Below are 24,528 nucleotides of genomic sequence, written 5' to 3'. Positions count from 1 at the left end.
CTTTCGCCGTCCCGCCGCAGTTCCCAGCGCTCCAGGAATTCCGAGGCCAGGCCGGGCAGATCGGTGATCCACTTCCTCCCCTCCTCGCCGCTGCTTCTGGCGTACGACGCGGCCAGGGCGTCGGGGACCTCGACACTTTTTGACGTGCTCATTCAGAATTCCTTCAACGGATCCGCGTTTCCCCCTGCAACGTACGTGCGCTCCACGCCGTGCCGCCGTGTACGAACGATCTGAGCCGACATCACCGACGGACCGACCGACCCGCCCCGGGTGAGGGGGCGAGGCCGACGTCCCGTGCCGCCCGTTCCACGCGAACCGCCCCCCGGCCGATCACGATTGGCCGAAAGGCGAGCCGCGCCGGAACCGGTGTGGCGCCCCGCACAGCACGAGCGATCCGCCCCGAACAGAGGTCGCGGCGCCAGGATGCGTCGTCGAAATTCAGCCAGCGAGATCGGCCGCATTGCACACACTCGGGAATCTGAAATCCAGATTCCCGTACTCCGCGCCCGGGAAGCGCGGCGCGCCAGAGGATTGCAGCTCCAGCGCGATCAAGCCGCCGCCGCAGCAACCCCTCGGCCGGTTCCGCTTTTTGAGAGGCCATCCGGGGCGCAAGCTCCCCGACATCTTGCCGTCATATTCGGCCGCCCCTTTTCGGTCATCACGCACGGCGCCCCCCTGTGAGCGTCGAGTGTCGATCATCACAGGCCAGGAGCGCCAAACCCCCCTGAGCCGTGCGCTAACGTCGTGGAGCGCGCCCGGCGTCCGGGGTCCCGTGGAGCGGGACCAGGCCGGACCGGCGGTGAAACCAGAATGTATTGGGGCCTTCACCGCAGAAGAACACGACGCAGATAGACATCGCCTGACGTCTATTCATCATTCGCTGCGTCAGCGCGCCGCGTGAACGATAAACCACCAGGAGAGGCTTGTGTACAACAGTCGTTTGGAGTCCATCGGGGCGTATCTCCCCTCGGCGGTCATGAGTACTCCGGAACTCCTCGCCCATATGGAGAAAGCCCCGGAATTCGACCTCTTCAAGATTACCGGCATGGCCGAGCGCCGCGTCGCCGACGACACCGCCGAGGTCCCTGAGAACTCCCTCACGATGGCGGTCTCGGCCGCCCGCGACTGCCTGGACCGCTCGCGCTACGCCCCCGAGGAGATCGACATCGTGATCTCCTGCTCCATCAGCCGTACGACGGACGGCCGGCGCCTGCAGTTCGAGCCGTCCTTCGCCTACCGCATCGCCCAGGAGCTCGGCGCGACCAGCGCGATCCACTTCGACGTCTCCAACGCCTGCGCGGGCATGATGACCGGCGTCTATCTGCTGGAGCGAATGATCCGCTCCGGCGAGGTGCGCAACGGCCTCGTGCTCAGCGGGGAGCACATCACCCCGATCGCCTTCACCGCCGCACGCGAGATGGAGGACAGCCGGGACCCCCAGTTCGCGTCCCTCTCCGTCGGGGACTCCGCCGTCGCCGTCGTCGTCGACCGCGCCGTCGACGACGCGGACGTCATCCACGACGTCGAGCTGATGACCTGCTCGGAGTACTCGCATCTGTGCCTGGGCATGCCCAGCGACGACACCGGCGATCTGGCCATGTACACCAACAACAAGGTGATGCACGCCGAGGACCGCCTCTCGCTGTGGCCGACCTTCCACCGCGACAAGCTGGCCGACGACGGCCGCAGCTTCGCCGACGAGGGATACGACTTCGTCGTACAGCACCAAGTCGGCAGCAGGTTCGTCGACTTCATGAACCAGGTGGGCGAGAGCATCTTCGACACTCCGATGCCCGAGTCGCTCTCGGTCGTCGAGAAGTTCGCCAACACCGCGACCACCTCCCACTATCTGGTGCTGCACCAGGCGCTGGCGGAGCGCCGCATACCCAAGGGCTCCAAGATCCTCCTGGTGCCCGCCGCCTCGGGTGTGGTGACCGGCTTCCTGTCCGCGACCGTCTCCTCTCTGGAGGTCTGACATGGCCACCGTCATCACATCCACCGCGCTCTGCCCTGCCGACGACACCGGCAGCGCCATCGCCTACGCCGCGTCGGCCGGCAGCGCCTGCCTCCAGCAGGCCGGGCTCGCGCCCGCGGACGTCGACGTCCTGATCAACGTCGGCGTCTACCGCGACTCCAACATCTCCGAGCCGTCCATCGCCGCGCTCATCCAGAAGCGCATCGGCATCAACCTGGACTATCTGCACGCCGCCGACCGGCGATCCGCGTTCTCGTTCGACCTGATGAACGGCGCCTGCGGGGTGCTCAACGCCGTCCAGGCCGGCGGCGCGCTGCTGGCGGCGGGCAACGCGCACCGGGTGCTGGTGGTCTCCGCCGACACGCACCCCTCGATGAACACGGCGAAGGCGGGCACCGCCGAGTTCCCGTACGCGAGCACCGGCGCGGCGCTGCTGCTGGAGCGCACGGACGACGCCGGCGGCTTCGGCCGGGTCCACCACCGCTCGCTGCCGGGCTCGCCCGGCGTCAACGGCTATGTGCCGCTGGACGAGGTCGGCGCCGAGGGCCGCAACAGCATCGCCGTCGACCGCGACGGGGACGTACTGGAGCGGATGCTCGACCTGGCCGTCGACTCGGTGCGCGACTGCCTGACCGCCGAGCACGGCGCGGACGCCGCCGCGTCGCCGGCGAGCCTGGACCGCACGCTGCTCGTCACCTCCCAGCCGTCGCCGGACTTCGCCTCCCGTCTTGCCAAGCGCCTCGGGCTCGCGTCCGACGCCGCCGTCACCGTCGAGGGCCTCGACGGCGATCCGCACACCTCGGCGCTCGCCTACGGCTTCCGCCAGGCGCAGGACGCGGGCCGGCTCGCGGGCCACGACCGGGTCCTCTTCCTCGCCGTCGGCGCGGGCCTGACCTCGGCGGCCTCGCTCTACCGTCTGACCGGCGAGCAGACCGGGGACATGAGCGGCGCGGCGGCCAGGGCCCTGAGCGGCGACGCGGAAGGGGCCGCTCGCTGATGCCCGCAGCCGCAACCGGACTGCGCCAGGACGCGTTCTTGGCCGAACTGCTCGCCTGGCACGCCATCCGCACACCGGACAGGGCCGCCGTCGTCCACCCCGACGGCCGCCTGGAGCCAGACGGCCGGCCCGCCTACGCCTCGGTCGGCTACGCCGAACTCGCCGCCCAGGTCAGCGTCTGCGCCGCCGCGCTGGAGGCGAAGGGCATCGGCCGCGGCACGCGCACCGCGCTGCTGGTGACCCCGGGCGCGGACCTGTTCACCCTGGTCTTCGCGCTGATGCACCTCGGCGCGGTGCCCGTGGTGGTCGACCCCGGCATGGGGCTCAGCCGCATGCTGGACTGCATCCACCGGGTCGGCGTCCAGGCCTTCATCGGCGTGCCGGCCGCGCACATCGTGCGGCGTCTGCGCCCCCGCGCCTTCGCCGGGGTCAAGAGCGTGATCACGGTGGGCAAGGGCAGGAACGGCGGCGGACTCGCGGAGCTGACCGCCCTCGGCGCCGGTCTGCCGCAGCTTCCGCCGCTGGAGTGCGACCCGGACGATCTCGCGCTGATCGGCTACACGACCGGCAGCACCGGGCCGGCCAAGCCGGTCGAGGTCACGGTCGGCATGCTGCTGGGCATGGCGTACGGAGTCGAGCGCGGCCACTACGACGCCGAGATGACCGCCTCCCTGGTCACCCTGCCGCTGATGGGCGTGTTCGACCTCGCGGCGGGCCGCACGGTGGTGGTGCCGACGATGGACATGGGCCGGGTCGGCGCCGCCGACCCCGCGCTGCTGACCGACGCGATCCAACGCTTCGACGTCAACGCCATGTTCGCCTCCCCCGCGGTCCTCGGCCCGCTCTCGGCGCACCTCGCGCAGGCCCGCGCCCAGGTGCCGTCGCTGCGCATGATCGTCTCCGGCGGCGCACCGGTGAGCCCCGAGCTGATGGGCGCGCTGCGCGCCGTGCTGCCTCGCGAGGCCCGGGTGTTCAGCACCTACGGGTCGACCGAGGCGCTGCCGATGGCGCTCATCGAGAGCCGCGAGGCGCTGGCCGGGCCGGCCGACGGCCCCGCCGAGGGCATGGGCGTGTGCGTCGGCCGGCCCGCGCCCGGCATGACGGTGCGCGCCATCGAGGTCAGCGACGGGCCGGTCCCCCGCTGGACGCCCGGCCTGCCGCTGGCGCCCGGCGAGATGGGCGAGATCGTGGTCAGCGGGCAGGCCGTCAGCCCGCGCTACTTCCAGGCGGCCCAGGCCGACGCCGAGCACAAGATCCAGGACGGCGAGCGCCGTTGGCACCGCACCGGCGACGTCGGATGGATCGACGGCGAGGGCCGGATCTGGTTCTGCGGGCGCAAGAGCCACCGCGTCCGCACCGCCGACGGCGATCTGCACACCGTCCGCTGCGAAGGCGTCTTCAACGCCCATCCTCAGGTCGCGCGCACCGCGCTGGTGGGCTTCGGCCCCGACGGCGGGCAGCGGCCCGTGCTGTGCGTGGAGCTCGCGCCGGGCGTCGAGCGCGAGCAGTGGCCGCGTATCGAGGGCGAGTTGCGCGCGCTGGGCGCGAACAACACGGTGACCAAGACGATCGAGAAGTTCCTGCCGCATCCGGCGTTCCCCGTGGACGTCCGGCACAACGCCAAGATCCGCCGGGAGCTGCTGGCCGGCTGGGCCGAGGACCGGCTCACCGGCAGCCGCCGGCCGTCCGCCGCCGACCAGGCGCTGCGCGCCGTCCCGCTCGCCGGGTGGGCGTATCTGGCGGCCTGGCCGCTGCTGCCCTGGGACCATGCGACGCTGACCTGGCTGTGGTGGATCGACGCGTTCTTGAGCGTCGTCGTCCACGCGGCCCAGATACCGGCCGCGCTCCGCGCGGAGCAGGAGCTCGCCACCGGGCGCAGGCCCTGGGCCACGATCGCGCTCACGATGGTGTTCGGGGCGACGTGGTGGCGTCGACGCAGCAGCAAGCAGAAAGGCGCCGCCGCGTGAGGGCACTGGTGACAGGCGCGTCCGGGTTCCTGGGCAGCCATATCGTCGACGCCTGCGCACGCGCCGGCGACGAGGTGCGCGTCCTGGTGCGCGAGCAGAGCGATCTGAGCTATCTGCGGACCGTTCCCGGCGTCGAGTTCGCGTACGGGGACCTGCGCGACGCCGCCTCGGTCCGCCGCGCGATGGACGGCGTCGACGTCGTGCACCACAGCGCGGCGCGGGTCACCGACAGGGGGACCCGCGCCCAGTTCTGGGACGAGAACGTGGCGGGCACCGAGCGCCTGATGTCGGCGGCCCAGGAGGCCGGCGCGCGTCGCTTCGTGTTCATCAGCAGCCCCAGCGCGCTGATGGGCGTCCGCGGCGGCGACCAGGTCGACATCGACGAGAGCGAGCCCTTCCCGGCCCGCCACCTCAATCTGTACTCGGAGACCAAGGCCGCCGCCGAGCAGCGGGTCCTGGCCGCGAACCGTACGGACTTCACGACCGTGGCGCTGCGCCCGCGGGCGGTCTGGGGGCCGCGCGACCACTCCGGCTTCATGCCGCGGCTGATCGCGAAGATGATGACGGGCAGCCTGCCCGACCTCTCCGGCGGCAGGCGGGTGTACGCCTCGCTGTGCTACTGCGAGAACGCCGCCGACGCCTGTGTGCGGGCGGCGCGCGCCGACGGCGTGGGCGGCCGGGCGTACTTCATAGCCGACGAGCAGCCGGTGGAGACCTGGAGCATGCTCGCCCAGCTCGCGGAGCGGTTCGGCGGCAGGCCGCCGACCCGGCGGGTCAACCAGCGGGTGCTGCGCGCGGTCGCCTTCACGGCGGACATGCTCTGGAAGCTGCCGCCGCTGGCCGAGCGCTCCTCGCCGCCGATCTCCCGGTACACGCTGGCTCTGCTGACGCGTTCGGCGACGTACGACACGTCGGCGGCGCAGCGGGACCTGGCCCCGCCGCGGGTCGGCCACGAGGCCGGGATGGCCCGGCTGGAGGCCTGGATCGACCGCATCGGCGGCGTCGAAGAGTTCGTCAGGAAGGTGAAGTAGCCATGACCGCGCAGGATGCCGCCACGGCGGGCGGCGCAGGGACCGCTCCGCGGGGACCGGCCGCCTTCTACCGTCCCGTCTCGCCGACCGAGTGGTCGTATCTGGCCGCCACCCGGCTGGGCGAGCTGCTGACGCTCCAACTGGTGGTCGAGGGGACCGGGTCGATCGACGCCGCGGCCCTGAGCCGGGCCGTGGCCGAGGCCTCGGCGGCCTGCCCGGGCTCGCGGCTGGTGCGCCGGGGCAGGATGTGGATCGACAGCGGACGTCCGGCGCGGGTCGTGGTCGCCGAGAGCGGGGCCCTCGACCGCTCGACGCTCACCGGTCTGCCGGAGCTCGCCGGCCCGCTGGCCGAGGCGGAGGGCCGCCCGAGCTGCGAAGTGCTCCTGCTCACCGGCTCGCCCGGCGCCGTGGTCTTCCGTGCGTCGCACGCCGTGATGGACCTCAAGGGCGCGGCGATCTGGGCCGCCGAGGTGTTCCGGGCGCTGCGCGGCGAGCCGCTGCACGGCGCCCGCGACGCGCTGGCCGACTACGCGCTGCTGGACGCGGTGGGCCGCACCGGGCAGCGGCCCCGCCTCGGCGTCGACCGGCGCTCTCCGCTGGGGGGCCGCTCGGGGAACGTCACGATATGGCGGCGGCGTACGGTCGCGGGCCGGCACGCGGCGCTGGCCGCGAAGGTCTCGGCGGCGGTCGCCGGGTCCGGCGGCGGCGCGGCGCGCATCATGGTCCCGGTGGACCTGCGGCGCCACGCGAGGGGGGTGACGTCGACGGCGAACCTGGCGCTGCCGGTGTTCCTCGACGTGCCCGCCGGCCAGCGCCCGGACGCGGTCCACCGGCGGCTGCTCGGCGCGCTGGCCTCCCGGCAGGAGCTGGCGGCCGGCGCGGAGGCGACGCTGGCCCGCCTGCCGCTGGCGGCGGCCGCGGCGCTGCTCGGCGCCTCGCGCGCCGCCACCGCGGCACGGCACCGGTATCTGGCGTCGGCGATCGTGTCGAACGCCGGACGCCTCGCGCCGGCGGACTTCAGCGCGGGCGGCTTCACGGCGCAGACCGTGTACGCCCTGCCCGTGCACGCTCCGCTGATCCCGGTCAGCATCGCGCTGCTGGAACTGCCCGAGCACACCGAGGTGGTGGTCTCCGCCCGGGGGACGGCAGACGTCGGCGAGCGCTGTGAGGAGCTGCTGGACCGCGTCGAGTCCGCCTTGGGGGCGCCGGCTCCGCACGCGCGGCCCGCGCTACGGCTTGCGGAGCCCGGCGCGGCCTCGCTGCTGCTCGCCCCCGGGCCCGGCGGGCTTCCCCCGCTGGACGCCACGGTGGTGCAGCTGTTCAGGGAGCAGGTCGCCCGTCGTCCTCACGCGCCCGCCGTGCTCGGCGACGGTCTGCGCTGGTCGTACGCGGAGCTGGACCGCCGGTCGGACGCCGTCGCGGCCGAGCTGCTCGCCCATGGCGTCGGGCGCGGCGAGGTCGTCGGCGTCCTGGCGGACCGCTCGGCGCTGGGCCTGGCCGGGGTGTGGGGCGTCCTGAAGGCCGGCGCGGCCTTCCTGCCGGTCGACGTACGCAATCCGGCGCGCCGGGTCGAGGAGCTGCTGCGCGACGCGGGGGCCCGTCTCTGTCTCGCGGAGAAGGACGCGTCCGTCAAGGCGGAGGACGGCGACTGCACCACGCTCCTGCTCGAAGAGGTCGCGGGCGAGGGGGCGAGCGTCGAGGACGAGGGCCGCCGCACGGCTCTGGCGGCCGCGGCTCCCGGCCCGGACGACCTGGCGTACGTCATCTACACCTCGGGTTCGACCGGCAAGCCCAAGGGTGTGCAGATCGAGCACCGCAGCGTGGTCAACGTCGTCGGTTGGCTGTCCCCCGTCATGCGGTGCGACGAGGAGACCCGGGCGGCGTACTCCTTCTCCCCCGGCTTCGATCTGTCCGTGATGCAGATCTTCCCGCCGCTGCTGCACGGCGGCGCCGTCGTGCCGGTGCCCGGCGAGCTCGACCACGTCAAGCTGCGCGAGATGTTCTCCGGGCGGCAGGCCAACACCCTCGGTCTGACGCCGACTCATCTCGACCTCGCCGCCCGTCTCGGCATCCGCCCGACGGGAATCCGCGCCCTCCAGCTCGGCGGCGAGAACCTCACGGCCACCGCGGCCGACCGGGCGCGCGCGTCCTTCGGGCCCGAGTGTCTGATCGCCAACGTCTACGGCCCCACCGAGGCGACGGTGGCCTGCACGGTCGCCGTCCTCGACCAGGACGTCCAGCGCGGGTCCGCGCCGATCGGAGTGCCGGTGCACCGCACGTCCGTGGCCGTGCTCGACGAGCGGGGCAACGAGGTCCCGGACGGCGAGCTGGGCGAACTCCATGTGACGGGCGTCCAACTGGCCCGCGGCTACCTCGGCCGCCCCGACCTGACGGCCGACCGCTTCGTCTATCTGCCGGACGGCCGGCGCGCCTACCGCACCGGGGACCTGGTGCTCCGGCTGCCCGACGGGCAGTTGGAGTACGCGGGCCGGATCGACTCCCAGGTGAAGATCCGCGGGCACCGGGTCGAGCCGGGCGAGGTGGAGGCGGCGCTCACGGCGCTGCCCTCCGTCGCACAGGCCGCGGTGGTCGCCCGCAGCAGACCGGACACGGGTGCGCTGGCGCTGTGCGCCTTCGTGGTGCCGGCCGAGGGCGCCGCCTCCTTCGACGAGAGCGCCGTACGCGCCGACTTGGAGCGGTCGCTGCCGTCGCATCTGGTGCCGTCGGCGGTGTCTGCCGTGCTCCGGCTTCCGGAGACGTCGAGCGGCAAGACGGACCGCAACGCGCTGCCGAACCCCTTCGCCGACACGGCGGCAGAGGCCCTGGCGGAGGTGACGGCGACCGGTCCCGTGGCCGAGCAGGCATCCGGTCCTGGGCGGGAGCAGAGCGCCGCGGAGGCGACGGCCGAGATATGGGCCCGCGTCCTGCGGTGCGACGCCGCCGACCTCGACGCGTCGTCCGACTTCCTCGCGCTGGGCGGCGACTCGCTCGCGGTCCTGGAGATGCTCTCCGCGCTCGGTGCGGAGCTGCTGGGAGGGGCGGCGGAGCAGCAGTTCCTGGCTCGGCTCGGCTCGTTGAGCGAGAACTTGACGCTCGGCCGGGTCGTCGCGGCCGTCGAGTCGACGAGGAGCGCGTCGTGATCTTCGTGGGAGAGGGCGCGCTGCTCTGGCGCGCCGTCCAGCACACCGTGGACAGCGGCCTGCCGGTCGACCTGGTCTGCGGGCCTGCCCCGGCCGCGCGGGCCGCCCGGCCGGACGTTGACTTCCGGGCCGTCGAGGACATCGACTCCGTCGCCGCCGAGCTGGTCGCCGCCAGCTCGGACGGCGTCGTCTGGTCGATCAACAACCGGATGATCTTCGGCGCTCCGGTGCTCTCCACCGGCCTGCGCGTCCTCAACATCCACCACGGCCCGCTGCCCGGGTACCGGGGTCTGCCCGAAGTGGCCCTGGTCTACGCGATGCTGAACGGCGAGCGCGCGTTCGCCGCCACGCTGCACCAGGTCGACGAGGGCATCGACACGGGCCCGACCCTGACGTCCGACTCCTACCCGATCGGCCCGGACGAGCCGTACCACGTGGTGCTGCGCCGCGGCCTGGCGACCTGCCACGGCCTCTTCGAGCGCTGCCTGCCGATCGTGGCCGCGGACCCGTCCTGGCCCGGAGACCCCACCCAAGCTCCGGCACCCGACGCCGGCGCCTACTTCGGCCGCAAGGCCCTGGCCCGCCTCCCCCAACACCGCGACCACCCCGCCTTCGCCCGCGCGACCGACCTGGGCTTCCTTGCGGGCTACTTCCCGGAACTGGCGGCGGCCTTGGGCTGAGGCGAGGGGGGCGGGGGGCAGCCCGGCGGCCCGGGCTGTCAGCCTTCCGCCTTCGTGCTCACGCCCGCCCGTCCCGACGTCGTCGTCTGGGATCACGAGACCGACAGTCGGCTGTGGGCTGCCCGGGACCTCGAGGACTACCTGCGTCGGTCCCTCGCCGGTGACGGCGACTGGTGGCGCTAGCCACGCGCGGCTTTCGCGCGTGCTCTCAGCAGCGGCGGGCCTGGTAGGGCACGGGGGTGGGCGCCGGTTCCGTCGGGGTCGGGCAGCGGGTCAGGGCGATCAGGAGCGTCAGCGCGATCCCGCCCGCGACGACGAACATGGTCGTGCTGATCCCTTCGGCGGTCGCCGTGCGGAGCTGTTCGCCGGAGAGGTCGTCGAGGCCGGCCGTCGCGACCAGGACCAGGACGGCGAGTCCGACCGCGGCGCCCACGCCCGAGCCCGTGGACGCGATGCCCGAGGCGATCCCCTGTTCGCGGTCGGGGACTCCCGTGGCTGCGGCGATGAACATCGCGGTGAAGACGATGCCGTCGCCGATGCTGAGCGCCACGAGGCCGGGGATCAACTCGGCGTACGCGCCGTGCGGCGAGATCGCAAGGCCGAGCCCCACCGCGCCGAGCGCGCCGACGGCCAGTGCGGCGGCCAGCGTGCGCCGCAGGCCGAACCGGGTCGCCAGCTGGCCCGCCGTCGTCGAGCCGGCGACCACCACCGCCGTGGGGACGAGGAAGCCGGCGCCGGTCTGCAAGGCGTCGTAGCCCAGGATCTCCTGGAAGTAGAGGGACAGGAAGTACAGGACGGAGCCGAAGGTCGCCATGAACATGAACGCGATGGCGACGCCGGTGACGAGGTTGCGGTTGGCGAGGAGCCGGGGCGGCATCAGCGGGTCGTCGCTGCGCCGCTCGACGACGGCGAAGACTCCGATCAGCAGGACGCCCACGACCGCGCTGACGAGGATGCCGGGCGAGAGCCAGCCCCAGCCGGGGCCCTGCACCAGAGCGAAGACGATCAAGGTGACGCCCAACGTGACGCTGAGGGCGCCGGGCAGATCGAAGGCGCGGCCCGGCTCCCGCTCGCCGTCCGGGGGGATCAGCACGAAGGCGAGCAGCAGCGCGGGTCCCGCCAGGACGACGTTGACCAGGAACACCGCCTCCCAGCCGAACGCGCGCGTCAGAACGCCGCCGAGCAGCACGCCGATCACGAGTCCCGCAGCGCCGGCGCCGCCCCAGATCCCCAGAGCGCGATTGCGCATCCGGCCTTCCGCGAAGGTGGTGTTGACGAGCGCCAAGGTGGTGGGGAAGACGAGGGCTCCGCCGAGCCCCTGGACGGCCCGGGCGGCGAGCAGCATCTCGGGCCCGGTCGCGAGTCCGCCCGCGAGCGCCGCGCCCGCGTAGAGGCCGAGGCCGGCGGCCAGGATGCGGCGGCGGCCGAGCAGATCGCCCGCACGGCCGCCGAAGAGCAGGAAGCCGGCGGAGACGACGGCGTAGGCGATGATGACCGACTGGAGCGTCTGCGCCGAGTACCCGAGGTCGCGTGCGATGTCGGGCAGCGCCACGACCACGATGTACTGGTCGAGCGAGACGATCAGCATGGCGAAGGACAGCAGCGCCAGCGTCGCGGTGTCGCGGTTCCACCCCAGACCCTCTGGCGCGGACGACGTCTCGATGGGGCGCAACGGCAGCACTCCTGATGATCGGTCAGATCTGCGCATACGGCCTGCGGGGCGTTCATCCGGGGGAGGTCCTCGCCGGGAGCAGACACTCGCCACGACCCTATACAGCCGCATTTCGCCGCTTCGTGATCGACACCCGGGATTCACGGAGGCCGCATACGCGCCCCGCCTGCGATGAAATCCATTTCCGTCAGAGGCGTTCGGCGCTTTCAGTACTGTCTGAAAACTCTATTGCCCGGCGCTCGCTCGTGTCAGCAGACTCGCACTGTCGCACGACAGCACCGCAGCTCAGCACCGCAGTTGAGCACCACAGCTCGGCACCGCAGTTCAGCACCACAGTTCCTGCCGGACCAGGGCACGAGGAGTAGTTGTTGAGCACTGGCAACACATGGGCGTACGACGGCCGGCGTTACCGGATGTACCGATTCCCTTCCGATGTCCAGCAAGAACTCAACGAACTCAACCGGGCTGACAACTGGCATGTATTCGTCGCCTGGGCCGAGGACGTGTTCTGGATGGCGCTCTGCGTCGTCCTGTGCGTCTACGGCTCCTACTGGCTGTATCCGCTCGCCGTCCTCGTCATCGGGGCGCGGCAGCGAGGGCTGTCCACCCTGCTGCACGACTGCGCGCACGGTGTGGGCGTCGCCGACAAGCGGCTGCAGATGTTCGCCGGGACGCTGCTGACCGCGTATCCGATCTTCCAGCAGCACTACGCGTACAAGGTCTCCCACGTCTTCACCCATCACCCCAAGCTCGGCAGCCCGGACGGCGACCCCGATCTGCGCTTCTTCATCGAGCAGGGGGCCTACCGGAAGTCGGCCACGGCCGACTACGTCCGGCGGGTCGTCGTCTTCCCGCTGCTAGGCACGCAGACCTGGGCCTATCTGCGCTATCTCGTGCGCAACCGCTACCGCGTTCTCAAGGGCGTCGAGAAGCGAGCCGAGGCCTCCTCGCCCGTGCAGCGGCGCAAGCGGGCCCTGGACCGGGCCGGGTTCTGGCTGTTCTGGGGTCTCGTCGTCGGGCTCGCCTGGTACGGCGGGTGGCTGCTGGGGCTCGTGCTGTTCTGGGTCGTTCCGTACCTCACGAGCTTCCAGATCCTCGGCTGGTACATCGAGCTCTCCGAGCACACACCGCTGGTGCGCGACTCGAACATCGATCTGTATATGACGCGCAATCGCAAGAGCCGCAGCTGGGAGAAGTTCCTGACCGGCATCCACAACGACAACTACCACCTGGAGCACCACCTCGACCCCCGCACCCCGTTCTGGAATCTGCACAAGACGCGCAAGATCCGGCTGCGGGACCCGAACTACGCCGCCGTCGACCAGGCGCTCGGCGGGCTGTTCCACCGCGGGCCCGAGGGGCAGCCCAGCACCATGTCGGCGATCGTCCGCTCCATGACGCCCGGCGCCGAACGATCCACGCCCGAGAACCAGATCGAAGAGGGGCGCGATGTCGCAGCCTGACCACAAGGCTCTCGCAGCCAAGGAGTTCACCAGGCCCGAGTCGGCCGCCGTACACGGCGGCTCGCAGTCACGGCTGGGCATCACCCCGCCCATGGTGACCCCGATCTTCCAGACCGCCGCGTACGAACTGCCCAGCACCGCCGTCGCCGCGGGCATCTTCGACCTGATCCAGGACGGGCAGGCCTACACCCGGCTCAACAACCCGACCTGCGACGTGCTCGAAGAGCGCATGGCGGCGGTCGACGGCGCGGCCGCCGCGCTGGCCGTCGCCTCCGGGCAGGCCGCCGTCAGCCTCGCCCTGCTCAACATCTGCCAGGCCGGCGACAACATCGTCAGCTCCAACGAGCTCTACGGCGGCACCTGGAACCTGCTGGCGAACACGTTCGCCCGGTTCGGGATCGAGACGCGGTTCGTCAGCCCCGAGGACCCGGCGAACTTCGCCGCCGCCACCGACGAGCGCACCCGCTGCTACTTCGGCGAGACCCTGCCCAACCCCCGACTGCGGCTCTTCCCCATCGAGGAGGTCGCCCGGGCCGCCGAGTCCCACGGTCTGCCGCTGGTCCTCGACAACACGATGCTGCCGTACGTCCTGCGCCCCATCGAGCTCGGCGCGCACATCCTGGTGTACTCCGCCACCAAGTACATCGGCGGGCACGGCTCCACCCTCGGCGGGCTGATCGTCGACGGCGGAACCTTCGACTGGGAGCGGCACGCCGCGCGCCATCCGCTGATGACCACGCCCGACCCGGCGCACGGCGACGTCGTGTGGACGCGCACCGGCAAGGAGCTCAGCGGGGCGCTCGGCCGCAGCAGCTATCTGCTGAAGGCCCGGGAGACGCTGCTGCGCGACCTCGGGCCCTGTCTGAGCCCGTTCAACGCCTTCCTGCTGCTCCAGGGGCTGGAGACGCTTCCGCTGCGCATGCGGGTGCACGGCGAGAACTCCGCCAAGGTGGCCGCCTTCCTGCACGGCCATCCGCTCGTCGACCAGGTCATCCACCCCGCCCTCGCCGACGGCGAGGAGGGCGAGCGGGTGCGCCGCTATCTGCGCGGCAACACCGGGCCGCTGGTGCAGTTCGAGGTCAAGGGCGGCCGGGAGGCCGGCAGCCGGTTCATCGAGGCGCTCCGGCTGATCTCGCACGTCACCAACATCGGGGACGTGCGGTCCATGGCCACCCACCCCGCCTCCACCACGCACGCCCAGCTCCCCGAGGCGGAGCAGATCGCCGCCGGCGTCACCCAGGGGTCGATCCGGCTCGCGGTCGGCGTCGAGCACATCGACGACCTGCTGGCCGACCTCGACCAGGCGCTGAAGGCGCTATGAGCGCACCGGACACCAGCACGCCCCTGGTCGCGCTCGCCTGTGTGACCGAGGACCTGGACGGCGTGCCGCACGCGGCGGTCCGTCAGGTCTACGTATCGGCGCTGGAGGACGTCGCCGGCTGCGCGGTCGCCCTGGTGCAGGGGCCCGCCGCCTGGCTGCCGTCGGTGCTCGACCGCTTCGACGGGATCGTGCTGGGCGGCCACGAGTCCAATGTGGCGCCGGAGCGGTACGGCGGTACGCCCGCGCCGGGCGCGCGCGTGCCGGAGCGGGACGAGCTGGCCCTGTCGCTGCTCCCCCTGGCGATCGGCGCCGGCCTGCCCGTCCTCGGGATCTGCCGCGGGCTCCAGGAGCTGAACGTGGCGTACGGCGGGACGCTGCGGGACATCGGCGCGCTCCCGATCGGCGCGGGGCACCGCGAGGATCTGAGCCTGCCCCGGGACGAGCAGTACCTCCCGGCGCACGACATCGCGGTGACCGCCGACGGTCTGCTGCGCGAGATCGTCGGACAGGACACCGTACGGGTCAACTCGCTGCACCAGCAGGCGATCGACCGGCTCGCGCCGGGGCTCAGGCTCGAGGCGGCGACCGCCGACGGCGTCGTCGAGGCGGTCTCGGTGGCGGACGCCCCCGCCTTCGCCCTGGCCGTGCAGTGGCATCCCGAGTGGTACGCCTCCAGCGACCCGGTCTCCAAGCCGCTGTTCGCCGCCTTCGGTGCGGCCGCCGCCGAACGCGCCCGGAGGCGCAGGTGACGGACGCAACTCGCCGCCCAGAGCGCCCAGCGCGCCCGGAGCGCCTGGTGCTCTTCGGCGCGGACCGGCCGCTGCGCCTGGCGTCCGGCCGGACGCTCACCGATGTGCCGGTCGCCTTCGAGCGGTACGGCCCGCCCGACCCCACGGGCGCGGACACGGTGTTCGTCTGCCACGCCCTGACCGGCGACGCGCATGTGACCCGCCATCGGCCGGACGACGCTCCGGGCTGGTGGGAGTCGATGGTGGGGCCGGGCCGGCCGATCGACACCGACCGCTTCCAGGTGATCTGCGCCAATGTGCTCGGCGGCTGCTCGGGCACGCTGGGACCGGCGCCGCTCGCCGAGGGCGCCGCCTGGGCGCCGTTCCCGCAGATCACCGTCGCCGACATGGTCGCCGTCCACCGCGAGCTGCTGCGGCGGCTCGGCGTCGGCCGGCTGCACGCGGTCGTCGGCGGCTCGCTGGGCGGCATGCAGGTGCTGGAGTGGCTGCTGCGCCATCCGCGGGACGCGCAGCGGTACGGACTGATCGCGACCTCCGCCCAACTGTCCACGGAGAACCTCGCGTTCAACGCGATCGGACGCGCCGCGATCCGCAGCGACCCTCGGTTCCAGGGGGGCGCCTACCGGGTGGGCGAGGGGCCGGACGCGGGGCTGGGCATCGCCCGGATGATCGGTCATCTCACCTATATGTCCGGGGAGTCCTTACAGGCGAAGTTCGACCGCGACCTCGCGCCGCCGCCGGAGACCACCCGCACGGAGGGAGTTCCCGCGTGGGGCCCGTTCTCCGTGGAGCGCTATCTGGAGCATCAGGCGGACAAGCTCGTCGCGCGCTTCGACGCGAACAGCTACCTCTGTCTGACCAGCGCGATGGACCTGTTCGACGCCTTCGCCACCCCCGACGAGCAAGTCGCCGAGGCGGAGCCGGACGTGCACCTCTTCAGCTTCGCGTCGGACCGGCTGTACGGCGTCGAGCACAGCCGCCACATCATGGAGCAGCTGGCCAAGGCGGGCGTCGACTGCGCGCACTTCCACGAGGAGACCTCCCGGGGAGGCCATGACGCGTTCCTGATGGACGTGCCCGGGTATCTGGACGCGGTGGCACGATGGATCACCGCACCCTCGCGCCGGCGGGCCGCCCGTCCGCTCGCCCAGCGTTCCCCCCGCACCCAGCAGCCCAGGAGCTCCCATGACGTCGATGCGTGACAGCCCCGGCGCCGCGGTAGGCGGCAAGCCCGGCCGGACATCACGCGGGATCGGCGCGATCGTCCAGCGGCCGCTGGTCCCCGACCGGCCCGCGCGCCGGCTGTCGCAGCTGGTCTTCGGACTCGCCCTGTACGGCGTGAGCGACGCGATGGTGATCCAGTCCGGGCTCGGCGTGGAGCCGTGGGACGCGCTGAGCCAGGGCCTGTCCCGGACCGTCGGTCTGGGCATCGGCATGTGGACCAACATCATCGGCGCGCTGGTGCTGCTGCTGTGGATCCCGCTGCGCAACAAGCCCGGTCTGGGCACCGTGCTCAATGTGCTGCTGGTCGGCACGGTCATGGACCTCTTCATGGCCTGGACGCCCGTGCCCGAGGCGATGTGGCTGCGCTGGACCGTATTGATCGCCGGCGTCGTGCTCAACGGCGTCGCCACGGGCATGTACATCGGCGCGGGCCTCGGGCCCGGGCCCCGCGACGGGCTGATGACCGGGTGGGCGGCCCGCGGCCACTCCATCCGGGGCGTCCGCTGGGTCATCGAACTGACCGTGCTGGTCATCGGATTCCTGCTCGGCGCGACGCTCGGCATCGGCACGCTCATCTACGCCGTCGCCATCGGGCCGCTCGCGCAGATCTTCATCCCGATGTTCGACGTGAAGAGCCCGGCGCCGGACGAGGACGCCGCGGGCGAGGACGCCGCAACGTAGTCGCAACGGGCGAGGTGGTCCCCTGGGCCGCGTCAGGCGCCTCGGCCTCTTCCAGGAGTCGACCATGTCAAAGGCCCCCCGTGTGGAGCTCACCCCCGCAGCCGCCGCGATGGTGCGGCGGCTGCGGGAGGTCCACGGCCCGCTGATGTTCCACCAGTCGGGCGGCTGCTGCGACGGCAGCGCGCCCATGTGCTACCAGGACGGCGAGTTCCGTACGGGCGCCTCCGACGTGCTCCTCGCGTCCCTGCGGGTGGCGGGCGTCGAGGAGCCGGTCTCGTTCTGGATGTCGGTCAGCCAGTACGAGGCGTGGTCGCACACCCGGCTGATCGTGGACCTGGTGGAGGGTCGGGGCAGCGGGTTCTCGCTGGAGGCGCCCGAGGGCGTGCGCTTTCTGATCCGGTCCCGGCTGGTCGACGACTCCGGTTGAGCTCGCGGGCTCGTGGGGCGGGCGCCTGCTCAGTCCCGGTCGCGTACCGCGACCAGACCGTTGAAGACGCCCGCGTACGCCGTGCCGTCCGGGCCGATGGTGAGGGGCGCCCAGTTGTTGTCGTACGCCGGTCCTGTGCCGGTCAGCCGGCGCCAGCGGCGCTCGCCGGTGCGGAAGTCGACGGCCGTCAGATACCAGGCGTCGACGCCGAGCCTGTTCGGCTCCTTCTCGTAGAGGTAGAGCAGGCCGTTGGCCGTGGAGAGTTTGGGGACGACGGACGGCGAGCGGACGTCGCTGTGCCAGACGGTGTCGCAGCCGCTGCCGTCCTCGCGTACGTCGATTCTGCTCACGCCGCCGACGACGCTGCGGCCGAAGACGAGCGACGAGGGGTTCTCGTAGCCGTAGTTGTTCTCGACGACGATGCTGTCTCCCCAGGTGATCAGGGAGTTGTCGGTGGTGGAGGCGCCGGAGGCGAAGACCGGGACCTTGCACACCAGTCGGCGGTCGGCGGGCACGTCGGCACCGCGGCGGTAGACGAGCACGTTCATGCGGTCGTCGGCGTTGTCGGTGATGGCGACGTAGTCCTCGCCGAAGAGGTCGGGGGTGGTGCCCGAGCCCTGGTTCACCGAGCCGGGCTTGGCGCCGGTCCCCCGGTCGTACGTCTGGCGCCACTGGATCCTCGGCGTGCCGTCGGCGTCCGCGCGGAAGCTGTAGAGGGCGTGGTCGGAGACGATCGAGACGCCGTCCTGGGCGACGGAGAAGGAGTTCTGGATCTCCTCGCCGGCCAGCCGCACGGCACGGATCTGGGAGGTCCGCGGGTCGAGCGTGCCGACGCGGCCGAGCCGGGTCACCCACCAGACGCGGCCCTGCCAGTCGGGCATCACCGAGGTGACGGGGTCGCAGACGCCGCTGGGGAAGAGGTTCGTCCAGCTCACGCAGTCGTGCGGGACGTGGGCGGTGAGGTCCCAGTCGTCCTCGACGACGAAGCGCCAGTCGCCGTCGGGCTCCTGACGGTGGGCGATGCGCAGAACGTGCTGGCGCGAGTCGGCGAGCACCACGCGGTCCTGGTCGTCGAGGTAGAAGTACGCGCCGCCCGAGGTGTCCTTGAAGATCTTCGAGAAGTCGAGGCGGGTGATGGCCTCGACGGTCGAGGAGCGCTGGGGCAGCCGGTACTCGGCGAGCGTGTCGAGGGTGCGCGGGTCGAGCAGCTTGAGCAGGAAGCCGGTGAAGGTCCCGCAGACGGTGATCAGCCGGCCGGCCGCGTCGAACGTGGCGGTGGCGCACTCTCCGCCGATCGGCGCGATCTTCTCGCTGGTGACCTGCGGATCGCGGCCCAGGGGACCCGAGTAGGGGTGCGTGCCGCTGCCTGCGGCGTCCGCGTGCATGCCGCTGCGCCCGTTGGGCGCGAGGAAGGGATGCTGCGGGGGCGCCTGGCCGGGTACGGGCCGCGCGGCGGCGGGCGCTCCGTCGTACTGGCTGACGAGGCGGTGCCCGGGGGCCTTGGGTATCTCCTCTGCCTGGGCGGCGGGCGGGCCCGTGAACGTGGCGGCTCCGACGGCGAGGGTCAGGACGAGTGCGCGGGTGAGCGCTCTGGGGGACATGCGGCTCCTCGGTTGCGTGCCGTGCGTACGGGGTACGGGTCGCGCCGCCGACCGAGGCTAGAGCCGGGTTCCGGAGGAGTCCATGGAAGGGCCATGGGTTTCATGGGCACTTCATGATCGCGCAATGTCCCGGGGAGGCCCGGGCGGTCGCGGGGCCGGGAGCGTCCACGCAGCCGCGCGACCACGCAGCCGCTCAGCCGCGCGGCCTCATGGCTGGAGGCTGCCGACCACGTTGGCCGTCGCCGCGATGCCCTCCTGGATGGACGGCGCCATGCTCGTGCCCGCGAGGAGGAACCCGAGCAGGCCGCAGACCAGCGCGTGGGAGAACTTCAGCCCTCCGTTCCGTACGAAGATCACCGCGAGAATCACCAGCAGCAGCACGACTGACATCGAAATGGCCATCGCCAACCTCCTCCGCCGCGTCTGAATTGCGGCATTCGGCGGCCAGTGTGGCGTAGCCAGAGGCCCGTACGGCCGACTGGCATGCCCGCCGTACGGGTGATCCAAGGCAACCGGTGGTGACCTCCGGCTATGGGCGGCGGGTGCGCAGGAAGCGCTCCAAGCCGGCCAGGTCGTCGGTGTTGAGGTGGTCCACGCCGGCGGCGAGCAGCTCGCTCCAGACCGCGTCCCGCGCCGGACCTGCGAGGTCGGGGGTGGCCCAGAAGCGGACGCGCTGCCCCCGGCCGTGGGCGGCGGCGACGAGGGAGCGCAGCTTCTCCCGTTCCGCGGCGGGGAACGGGCCGGCGCCGAGCCAGCTGAAGCTCTGCGTCCAGTTGCTGGAGATCAGCGGAATGAAGGAGGCGGGCGCGGCGCTGCCGAGGTCGTCGAGGCGGCCGTCGTAGAAGGCGTGGCGCACTCGCTGCGCCTCCATCGGGGCGCGGGCGGCGCGGTCGCCGGAGACGACCGGGGTGACGGCGCCGAGGCGGACGCGGCCGTGGGCGTAGCCGCTGAGCATCCGGCGGTAGCGGTGGAGCTGGCGGTCGAGTTCGAGGTAGGCGGCGACGCCGTCGGTCTTGATGTCGACGAGAAGCTGCACGGGCCTGCGGTAGCCGCGGTAGACGGAGCCGTGGTTGGCCTTCACACGGGCGAGCAGCGGGTCGAGGTAGAGCGAGCGCAGGGTGCGGGCGGGGTCGAGCTCGGCGGGCTCGTGGGCGACGAGGAGCTCGCCGTCGACGAGGAAGACGTCGGCCTCCACGCTGGTGAAGCCGTGCGACAGGGCGTCGTGGAGGGGGCGTGGGTGGAGATAGTCGTTGTGGGCGTGGGCGTGGCGGAGCGGCTGGGGACCGGTGCGCCGGTCGCCGGCGGGCGTGGCGCCATGGGCGGACGTGGACGCGGGCGCGTCGTCGTGCGCGTAGGCACGCGCGGCGACGGAGCCGGCGAGTGCGGCGGCGAGGGTGGTGACGACTCTGCGACGGGTGGTCAGCACGGCGTGCGCCTCCGGGGTTTGGGATCGGGAGGGACGTCGTGAGTATGGGCGGCCGGGGGCGGGATGGGGAGAGGGGCGCGAAGAGTTCGGCCATCTGTCGTCTGGAGGCCGCGTCTTGGTCGCGATCGGGCTCAACTCGCCCGGCGAGTCGGTGACTTGGGTGGTGAGCGTGGGGTCACCCAGGTGAGGCTCCGCCCAGATCCCGCCCACATCGGACGCCGCGGCTGAAGCCGTCCGCGGGTCTGCTGGCAGCCGGCGGCGCGGTCGTTTCCGTCGGCGCGTGGCCTGAAGCCGCCGCACCGGGGGCGGGCTGCTCGTCCTCGGCACCGCCACGCCCGTCGGCAGACTGCCGACCGGGTGCACGCACCCGCGCTCCCGGTGGCCATCGCTTCCCATGGCGCCTTCGGCGGGCGCGGTCCGGCTCCGCCCCACGTCCCGCCGGGCTGTACGCGCCTCTCGCCTCCGGCGGGTCGGTGCCCGCCTCCCCCGGTTCGCCCCCGCGTCGTATCGACGCGGGGACCGTTCGTCGTTGCGGCGATCAGCGACCGCGAGGTTCTCGCGCAGCGTCCCCGCCGGCACCGGCTTCCCGCACGCCGGCCGCACCCCGAGCCACCCGCTGCGGATCGTGGGGGTGCTGCGCGACCTCGCCCAGCGGAAGCCGTCCCCACAGCCCAGCGGAAGGCTGCGGTAAGGCTGCGGTCCCCTCAGTCGCTGAAGGGGACCTCGACCGTCCGGTCGCACCAGCGGTTCAGCAGGACCGCGTCGTGGCTCACGGCCAGCAGGCCTGCGCTCTCCTGCGCACGGTAGGCCTCGACCACGCCCACCAGGGCCGCTGTGGTCGACGCGTCGAGCATGGCCGTCATCTCGTCGCAGATCAGCCAGCGCGGGCGCAGCACCAGCGCCCGTGCGAGGCAGGCGCGCTGGAGTTGGCCGTCGCTGACCTCGTGGGGGCGGCGGGCGAGGAGGTCGTCGGTGAGGCCGACCGCCGTCGCCAGCTCCTGCGTCCGCTCTGCCGTCTCCGTCCGGCGCCGGCCGTTCGCCCGCAGGGGCTCCGCGATCAGGTCGCGCAGCGACAGGCGCGGGTCGGCGGAGAGCCGGGGCTGCTGGAAGACGACGCCGATCGCGGTGCGCTGGGAGCGCGGCGCGCCGTGGCGCCAGCCGCCGGCCGGCTCGCCGTCGACGAGGACGCGGCCCGCGTCGGGCCGGTGCAGCAGCGCCGCCACCCTCGCGAGGGTGGACTTGCCGCAGCCGCTGGGGCCGAGCAGTCCGACCGCCTCGCCGGGGGCGAGGCTGAGCGAGACGTCCCGTACGACGGGACGTCGGCGGTCGTAGCCCGCGGTGACGGCTTCGAGCTCAAGCACGGGCGGTCTCCTGGGCGCTGGGGTGGTGGCAGGCGAGGGCGTCCTCGAACGCGGGGCGCGTGTCGCACGCGGGCGTGGCGACGGCGCAGCGTGCCGCGAAGGCGCAGCCGTCCGGGAGGGCGCCGAGCTCGGGCGGCAGCCCCGGAATCGGCGTGAAGTCGCGCTCCGGGAGGGCGCTGAGCAGGCCGCGGGCGTACGGGTGGCGGGGCCCCGGCTCGCCGAAGAAGCGCTTCGCGTCGGCGAGTTCGACGATCCGGCCCGCGTACATCACGGCGACGCGGTCGGCGATCCGCTCGGCGGCCGCGAGGTCGTGCGTGATCATCAGCAGCGCCCGGCCCTCGTCGACGTGGCGGCGCAGTTCGTCCGTGGTGCGGCCCACGAGTTCGCGGTCGAGTCCGGTGGTCGGCTCGTCGGCGAGCAGCAGGGGCGCGTCGCCGACGAGGGCGAGCGCGGTCGCGGCGCGCTGGGCGAGACCGCCGGAGAGCTCGTGGGGGTGGCGGTCGAGATGGTCGGCGGGGAACGCGGCCCGCTCGGCGGCGGCGACGGCGCCGTCGCGCAGCTCCCGTCCGCGGGCGGAGGTCAGCTCGCGCAGCGTCTCCTCGAGCTGCGATCTGACGGTCCGTACGGGGGTCAGATGCGCGGCCGGGCTCTGCGGGATCAGCCCGATGCGGCGGCCGCGGACCGTGCGGGCCAGGGTCCGCTCGCTCGCGCCGAGCAGTTCCACGCCGTCGGCGTGCGCGGTCCCGGCGGTCTGCGCGTTGCCGGGCAGCAGCCCGAGCAGGGCGGAGGCGAGGACGGACTTGCCGCAGCCGCTCTCGCCGACGAGGACGAGGCACTCTCCTGCGGCGAGGTCGAAGCTCGCGCCGCTGACGGCGGCGATATGCCTGCCGCCGCGCATCCGGAAGCGGACGGAGAGGTCGCGCACGGACAGGACGGGGGCCGGGGCGAGCTTGCCGGTCGACGTGGTCACAGCATCAGCTCCGATCTGCGGCGCGGGTTGAGCCGTTCCCGCCAGGCGCCTGCCAGGCCCGCTATGGCCAGCGTGGGGACGATCAGGAGGAGGCCGGGGAACAGCGTCGGCCACCAGTCCCCCGCAAGCAGCGAGCCCCGCGCCGTCTGGACCAGGCTGCCGAGGCTGGCCTGGTGGCTCGGCAGACCCAGACCGAGGAAGGAGAGCGCCGACTCGTGCCACATGGCGTGCGGCACCATGAGGACCGCCGCGAGCCCCGCCTGCGGGAGCACCGCGGGCAGCAGGTGGCGCGTCGTGACGCGCCACCGTGAGGCGCCGCCCGAGATCGCCGCGTCGATGTAGGGGCGCGAGCGCAGCGAGAGGACCTCGGAGCGAACGATGCGGGCCGTGGACAGCCAGTGGGTCAGCGCCACGGACACGATGACCGGCCCGACTCCGGGGCGGAACATCGCCACGATGAAGATGCCCAGCAGCAGGTGCGGCACGGACGAGAAGGCGTCGACGAGCCGCATCACGAGCCGGTCGGTCCAGCCGCCGAAGGCGGCCGCCGCCGCGCCCACCGCCGTGCCGACGACCGTGGCCGCCAGCGCCGCGACGAGGCCGACCAGCAGCGAGACGCGCAGCCCGTAGACGCAGCGCAGCAGCAGGTCGCGGCCGACGTCGTCGGTGCCGAAGGGGTGGGCGAGCGACGGCGGCTGGAGCTTCATCGACAAGTCGACGGCCTGCTGGTCGAGTTGGACGATCGGCGGCACGAGCAGCACCGCCGCCGCCACGGCGGCGACGATGACGGCGGAGACCCAGACGCGCACGGCGAAGGTGGAGCGGCGGGCGCGTCCGTGCGAGCGCCAGACGACGTCAGCCATCGAAGCCCACTCTCGGGTCGGCGAGTCCGTACAGCAGGTCCGACAGCAGGTTCCCCAGCAGCACGGCCGCCGTCGCCAGCACGGTGAGCGCGGCGAGCAGCGGGAAGTCCACGGAGGTGGCGGCCTGGACGGTCGCGGCGGCGATGCCGGGCCAGCTGAAGACCGTCTCGACGAGCAGCGCGCCGGTGATCAGCTCGGGCACCCGCGACCCGACGAGGGTGAGCATCGGCAGCATGCCGGAGCGCAGCGCGTGTCCCAGCAGCACGGTCCGCTCGCTCAGTCCGCGGGCGCGGGCCCCGCGCACCGGGTCCTCGTCGAGGGCGTCGGCGACGCCCTGGCGTACGTACAGGAAGAACCAGGGCAGCTGCGAGATCCCCAGGACCGTGGCGGGCAGCACCAGGTGGGCGGCGACCTGGTCGAAGGCGACGGTGTCGCTGGAGGCGTCGGTGAGTCCGCCGGCCGGCAGCACGTCCAGCTTCAGCGCGAAGACCCAGATGGCCAGCAGGCCCAGCCAGAAGGCGGGCGCGGCTTCGAGCGTGTACGCGGCCGAGCTGACGCAGCGGTCGAGCCAGCCGCCGCGGCGGCGGGCCGCGAGCACGCCGAGCGCCGTGCCCAGCAGGACGGCGACGGCGAACGCGGTGGCGGCCAGGAGCGCCGACCAGCCGATGCGCTCGGCGACGACGTCGGCGACGGGCTGGCGCATCACGCTGGAGTCGCCGAAGTCTCCGCGGACGGCGGCGGTCAGCCAGTTCCACCAGCGAGCCGTCAGCGGCTGGTCGACGCCGAGGTTGGCGCGGATCTGGTCGAGGTTCTCCTGCGAGGCGGTCAGGCCGGCGGTGCCGGTGTACGCCTTGACGGGGTCGGACGGCGAGGCCGCGGCGACGGCGAAGACGCCGAAGGTCACCGCGAGCAGGACGGGGGCGGCGAGCAGCGCCCGCCGCCCCGTCATCCGTGCCATCGCCCCCCAGGGGAGGCGGCGG

22 protein-coding genes and 1 pseudogene are annotated in these 24,528 nt (G+C 72.8%); 14 read left to right on the top strand and 9 right to left on the bottom strand.

Annotation, left to right across the window (positions count from 1 at the left end; genetic code table 11):
* Positions 1-152 (bottom strand): annotated as a pseudogene (locus AB0M39_RS28720) (hydroxyurea phosphotransferase); the annotation flags it as partial.
* 773 nt (positions 153-925) lie between these two features.
* On the opposite strand from AB0M39_RS28720, the gene AB0M39_RS28715 reads away from it, so the two are divergent.
* From AB0M39_RS28715 to AB0M39_RS28685, 7 genes are read left to right on the top strand one after another with little or no spacing between them, the layout of a single operon-like run.
* Positions 926-1,975, top strand: a complete 1,050-nt coding sequence (locus tag AB0M39_RS28715; RefSeq protein WP_365368846.1) for a 3-oxoacyl-[acyl-carrier-protein] synthase III C-terminal domain-containing protein — start codon at positions 926-928, stop codon at positions 1,973-1,975.
* A gap of 1 nt (position 1,976) precedes the next feature.
* A complete protein-coding gene (locus AB0M39_RS28710) occupies positions 1,977-2,972 on the top strand; it encodes a hypothetical protein (protein ID WP_365368845.1) in 996 nt (331 codons plus the stop codon).
* Positions 2,972-4,939 carry a fatty acid CoA ligase family protein gene (locus tag AB0M39_RS28705; protein WP_365368844.1) on the top strand — a complete coding sequence of 656 codons (1,968 nt, stop codon included), beginning with the start codon at positions 2,972-2,974 and terminating at the stop codon, positions 4,937-4,939. The genes AB0M39_RS28710 and AB0M39_RS28705 overlap by 1 nt, the downstream gene beginning before the upstream one ends.
* Complete coding sequence (locus AB0M39_RS28700) at positions 4,936-5,970, top strand: NAD-dependent epimerase/dehydratase family protein (RefSeq protein ID WP_365368843.1); 1,035 nt, start codon at positions 4,936-4,938, stop codon at positions 5,968-5,970. Before AB0M39_RS28705 ends, AB0M39_RS28700 begins: the two co-directional genes overlap by 4 nt.
* A gap of 2 nt (positions 5,971-5,972) precedes the next feature.
* Positions 5,973-9,110 carry a non-ribosomal peptide synthetase gene (locus tag AB0M39_RS28695; protein WP_365368842.1) on the top strand — a complete coding sequence of 1,046 codons (3,138 nt, stop codon included), beginning with the start codon at positions 5,973-5,975 and terminating at the stop codon, positions 9,108-9,110.
* Positions 9,107-9,790: a formyltransferase family protein gene (locus tag AB0M39_RS28690; protein WP_365368841.1), complete on the top strand. Its 684-nt coding sequence runs from the start codon at positions 9,107-9,109 to the stop codon at positions 9,788-9,790. The genes AB0M39_RS28695 and AB0M39_RS28690 overlap by 4 nt, the downstream gene beginning before the upstream one ends.
* Positions 9,791-9,844: 54 nt before the next feature.
* A complete protein-coding gene (locus AB0M39_RS28685; protein WP_365368840.1) occupies positions 9,845-9,973 on the top strand; it encodes a hypothetical protein in 129 nt (42 codons plus the stop codon).
* Between the two features lie 25 nt (positions 9,974-9,998).
* On the opposite strand, the gene AB0M39_RS28680 is transcribed toward AB0M39_RS28685, so the two are convergent.
* Positions 9,999-11,462, bottom strand: a complete 1,464-nt coding sequence (locus tag AB0M39_RS28680) for an MFS transporter (RefSeq protein WP_365368839.1) — start codon at positions 11,460-11,462, stop codon at positions 9,999-10,001.
* A gap of 368 nt (positions 11,463-11,830) precedes the next feature.
* On the opposite strand from AB0M39_RS28680, the gene AB0M39_RS28675 reads away from it, so the two are divergent.
* The 6 genes from AB0M39_RS28675 to AB0M39_RS28650 all read left to right on the top strand — a co-directional run bounded on the left by AB0M39_RS28675 (position 11,831) and on the right by AB0M39_RS28650 (position 17,327).
* A complete protein-coding gene (locus AB0M39_RS28675) occupies positions 11,831-12,925 on the top strand; it encodes a fatty acid desaturase family protein (protein ID WP_365368838.1) in 1,095 nt (364 codons plus the stop codon).
* On the top strand, positions 12,912-14,246 hold the full coding sequence (locus tag AB0M39_RS28670) for a PLP-dependent transferase (RefSeq protein WP_365368837.1): 1,335 nt from the start codon (positions 12,912-12,914) through the stop codon (positions 14,244-14,246). Before AB0M39_RS28675 ends, AB0M39_RS28670 begins: the two co-directional genes overlap by 14 nt.
* Positions 14,243-14,995 (top strand): gamma-glutamyl-gamma-aminobutyrate hydrolase family protein, encoded by a 753-nt coding sequence (locus AB0M39_RS28665; protein WP_365368835.1) that lies wholly within the window; start codon positions 14,243-14,245, stop codon positions 14,993-14,995. Before AB0M39_RS28670 ends, AB0M39_RS28665 begins: the two co-directional genes overlap by 4 nt.
* Positions 14,992-16,197 carry a homoserine O-acetyltransferase gene (locus tag AB0M39_RS28660; RefSeq protein WP_365368834.1) on the top strand — a complete coding sequence of 402 codons (1,206 nt, stop codon included), beginning with the start codon at positions 14,992-14,994 and terminating at the stop codon, positions 16,195-16,197. Before AB0M39_RS28665 ends, AB0M39_RS28660 begins: the two co-directional genes overlap by 4 nt.
* Positions 16,181-16,900 (top strand): hypothetical protein, encoded by a 720-nt coding sequence (locus tag AB0M39_RS28655; protein ID WP_365368833.1) that lies wholly within the window; start codon positions 16,181-16,183, stop codon positions 16,898-16,900. The genes AB0M39_RS28660 and AB0M39_RS28655 overlap by 17 nt, the downstream gene beginning before the upstream one ends.
* 64 nt (positions 16,901-16,964) lie before the next feature.
* Complete coding sequence (locus AB0M39_RS28650) at positions 16,965-17,327, top strand: DUF779 domain-containing protein (RefSeq protein ID WP_365368832.1); 363 nt, start codon at positions 16,965-16,967, stop codon at positions 17,325-17,327.
* Positions 17,328-17,356: 29 nt separating this feature from the next.
* Here AB0M39_RS28650 and AB0M39_RS28645 read toward each other — a convergent pair whose 3' ends face one another.
* From AB0M39_RS28645 to AB0M39_RS28635, 3 genes are all read right to left on the bottom strand, one after another.
* Positions 17,357-18,928, bottom strand: a complete 1,572-nt coding sequence (locus AB0M39_RS28645) for a hypothetical protein (RefSeq protein ID WP_365368831.1) — start codon at positions 18,926-18,928, stop codon at positions 17,357-17,359.
* A gap of 207 nt (positions 18,929-19,135) precedes the next feature.
* Entirely contained in the window at positions 19,136-19,330 is a 195-nt protein-coding gene (locus tag AB0M39_RS28640) for a hypothetical protein (RefSeq protein WP_365368830.1), read from the bottom strand.
* A gap of 127 nt (positions 19,331-19,457) precedes the next feature.
* The gene (locus AB0M39_RS28635; protein ID WP_365368829.1) at positions 19,458-20,354 is read right to left on the bottom strand and encodes a phosphatidylinositol-specific phospholipase C/glycerophosphodiester phosphodiesterase family protein; all 897 of its coding nucleotides are present in this window, start codon (positions 20,352-20,354) and stop codon (positions 19,458-19,460) included.
* A gap of 529 nt (positions 20,355-20,883) precedes the next feature.
* On the opposite strand from AB0M39_RS28635, the gene AB0M39_RS28630 reads away from it, so the two are divergent.
* Complete coding sequence (locus AB0M39_RS28630; RefSeq protein ID WP_365368828.1) at positions 20,884-21,045, top strand: hypothetical protein; 162 nt, start codon at positions 20,884-20,886, stop codon at positions 21,043-21,045.
* 13 nt (positions 21,046-21,058) lie between these two features.
* Here the strand turns inward: AB0M39_RS28630 and AB0M39_RS28625 are convergent, their stop codons facing one another.
* The 4 genes from AB0M39_RS28625 to AB0M39_RS28610 form a co-directional block, all read right to left on the bottom strand.
* Positions 21,059-21,715, bottom strand: a complete 657-nt coding sequence (locus tag AB0M39_RS28625; protein WP_365368827.1) for an ATP-binding cassette domain-containing protein — start codon at positions 21,713-21,715, stop codon at positions 21,059-21,061.
* A complete protein-coding gene (locus AB0M39_RS28620; protein ID WP_365368850.1) occupies positions 21,708-22,613 on the bottom strand; it encodes an ABC transporter ATP-binding protein in 906 nt (301 codons plus the stop codon). The genes AB0M39_RS28625 and AB0M39_RS28620 overlap by 8 nt, the downstream gene beginning before the upstream one ends.
* A gap of 68 nt (positions 22,614-22,681) precedes the next feature.
* Positions 22,682-23,548: an ABC transporter permease gene (locus tag AB0M39_RS28615; RefSeq protein WP_365368825.1), complete on the bottom strand. Its 867-nt coding sequence runs from the start codon at positions 23,546-23,548 to the stop codon at positions 22,682-22,684.
* Positions 23,541-24,506 (bottom strand): ABC transporter permease, encoded by a 966-nt coding sequence (locus tag AB0M39_RS28610; RefSeq protein WP_365368824.1) that lies wholly within the window; start codon positions 24,504-24,506, stop codon positions 23,541-23,543. Before AB0M39_RS28610 ends, AB0M39_RS28615 begins: the two co-directional genes overlap by 8 nt.
* Between the last annotated feature and the right edge of the window lie 22 nt (positions 24,507-24,528).

It is taken from the genome of Streptomyces sp. NPDC051907, from assembly GCF_040681075.1.
Taxonomy (GTDB): Bacteria; Actinomycetota; Actinomycetes; order Streptomycetales; family Streptomycetaceae; genus Streptomyces.
The sequence above is the reverse complement of the archived record's forward strand: the minus strand, read 5'-3'. Positions and strand labels throughout refer to the sequence as shown.

Bases quoted from the DNA above. Each gene is read 5' to 3' on its own strand.
- AB0M39_RS28710 (WP_365368845.1), top strand. From the start codon at position 1,977: ATGGCCACCGTCATCACATCCACCGCGCTCTGCCCTGCCGACGACACC.
- AB0M39_RS28705 (WP_365368844.1), top strand. From the start codon at position 2,972: ATGCCCGCAGCCGCAACCGGACTGCGCCAGGACGCGTTCTTGGCCGAA.
- AB0M39_RS28695 (WP_365368842.1), top strand. From the start codon at position 5,973: ATGACCGCGCAGGATGCCGCCACGGCGGGCGGCGCAGGGACCGCTCCG.
- AB0M39_RS28670 (WP_365368837.1), top strand. From the start codon at position 12,912: ATGTCGCAGCCTGACCACAAGGCTCTCGCAGCCAAGGAGTTCACCAGG.
- AB0M39_RS28665 (WP_365368835.1), top strand. From the start codon at position 14,243: ATGAGCGCACCGGACACCAGCACGCCCCTGGTCGCGCTCGCCTGTGTG.
- AB0M39_RS28655 (WP_365368833.1), top strand. From the start codon at position 16,181: ATGACGTCGATGCGTGACAGCCCCGGCGCCGCGGTAGGCGGCAAGCCC.
- AB0M39_RS28650 (WP_365368832.1), top strand. From the start codon at position 16,965: ATGTCAAAGGCCCCCCGTGTGGAGCTCACCCCCGCAGCCGCCGCGATG.
- AB0M39_RS28645 (WP_365368831.1), bottom strand. From the start codon at position 18,928: ATGTCCCCCAGAGCGCTCACCCGCGCACTCGTCCTGACCCTCGCCGTC.
- AB0M39_RS28640 (WP_365368830.1), bottom strand. From the start codon at position 19,330: ATGGCCATTTCGATGTCAGTCGTGCTGCTGCTGGTGATTCTCGCGGTG.
- AB0M39_RS28620 (WP_365368850.1), bottom strand. From the start codon at position 22,613: ATGCGCGGCGGCAGGCATATCGCCGCCGTCAGCGGCGCGAGCTTCGAC.
- AB0M39_RS28615 (WP_365368825.1), bottom strand. From the start codon at position 23,548: ATGGCTGACGTCGTCTGGCGCTCGCACGGACGCGCCCGCCGCTCCACC.
- AB0M39_RS28610 (WP_365368824.1), bottom strand. From the start codon at position 24,506: ATGGCACGGATGACGGGGCGGCGGGCGCTGCTCGCCGCCCCCGTCCTG.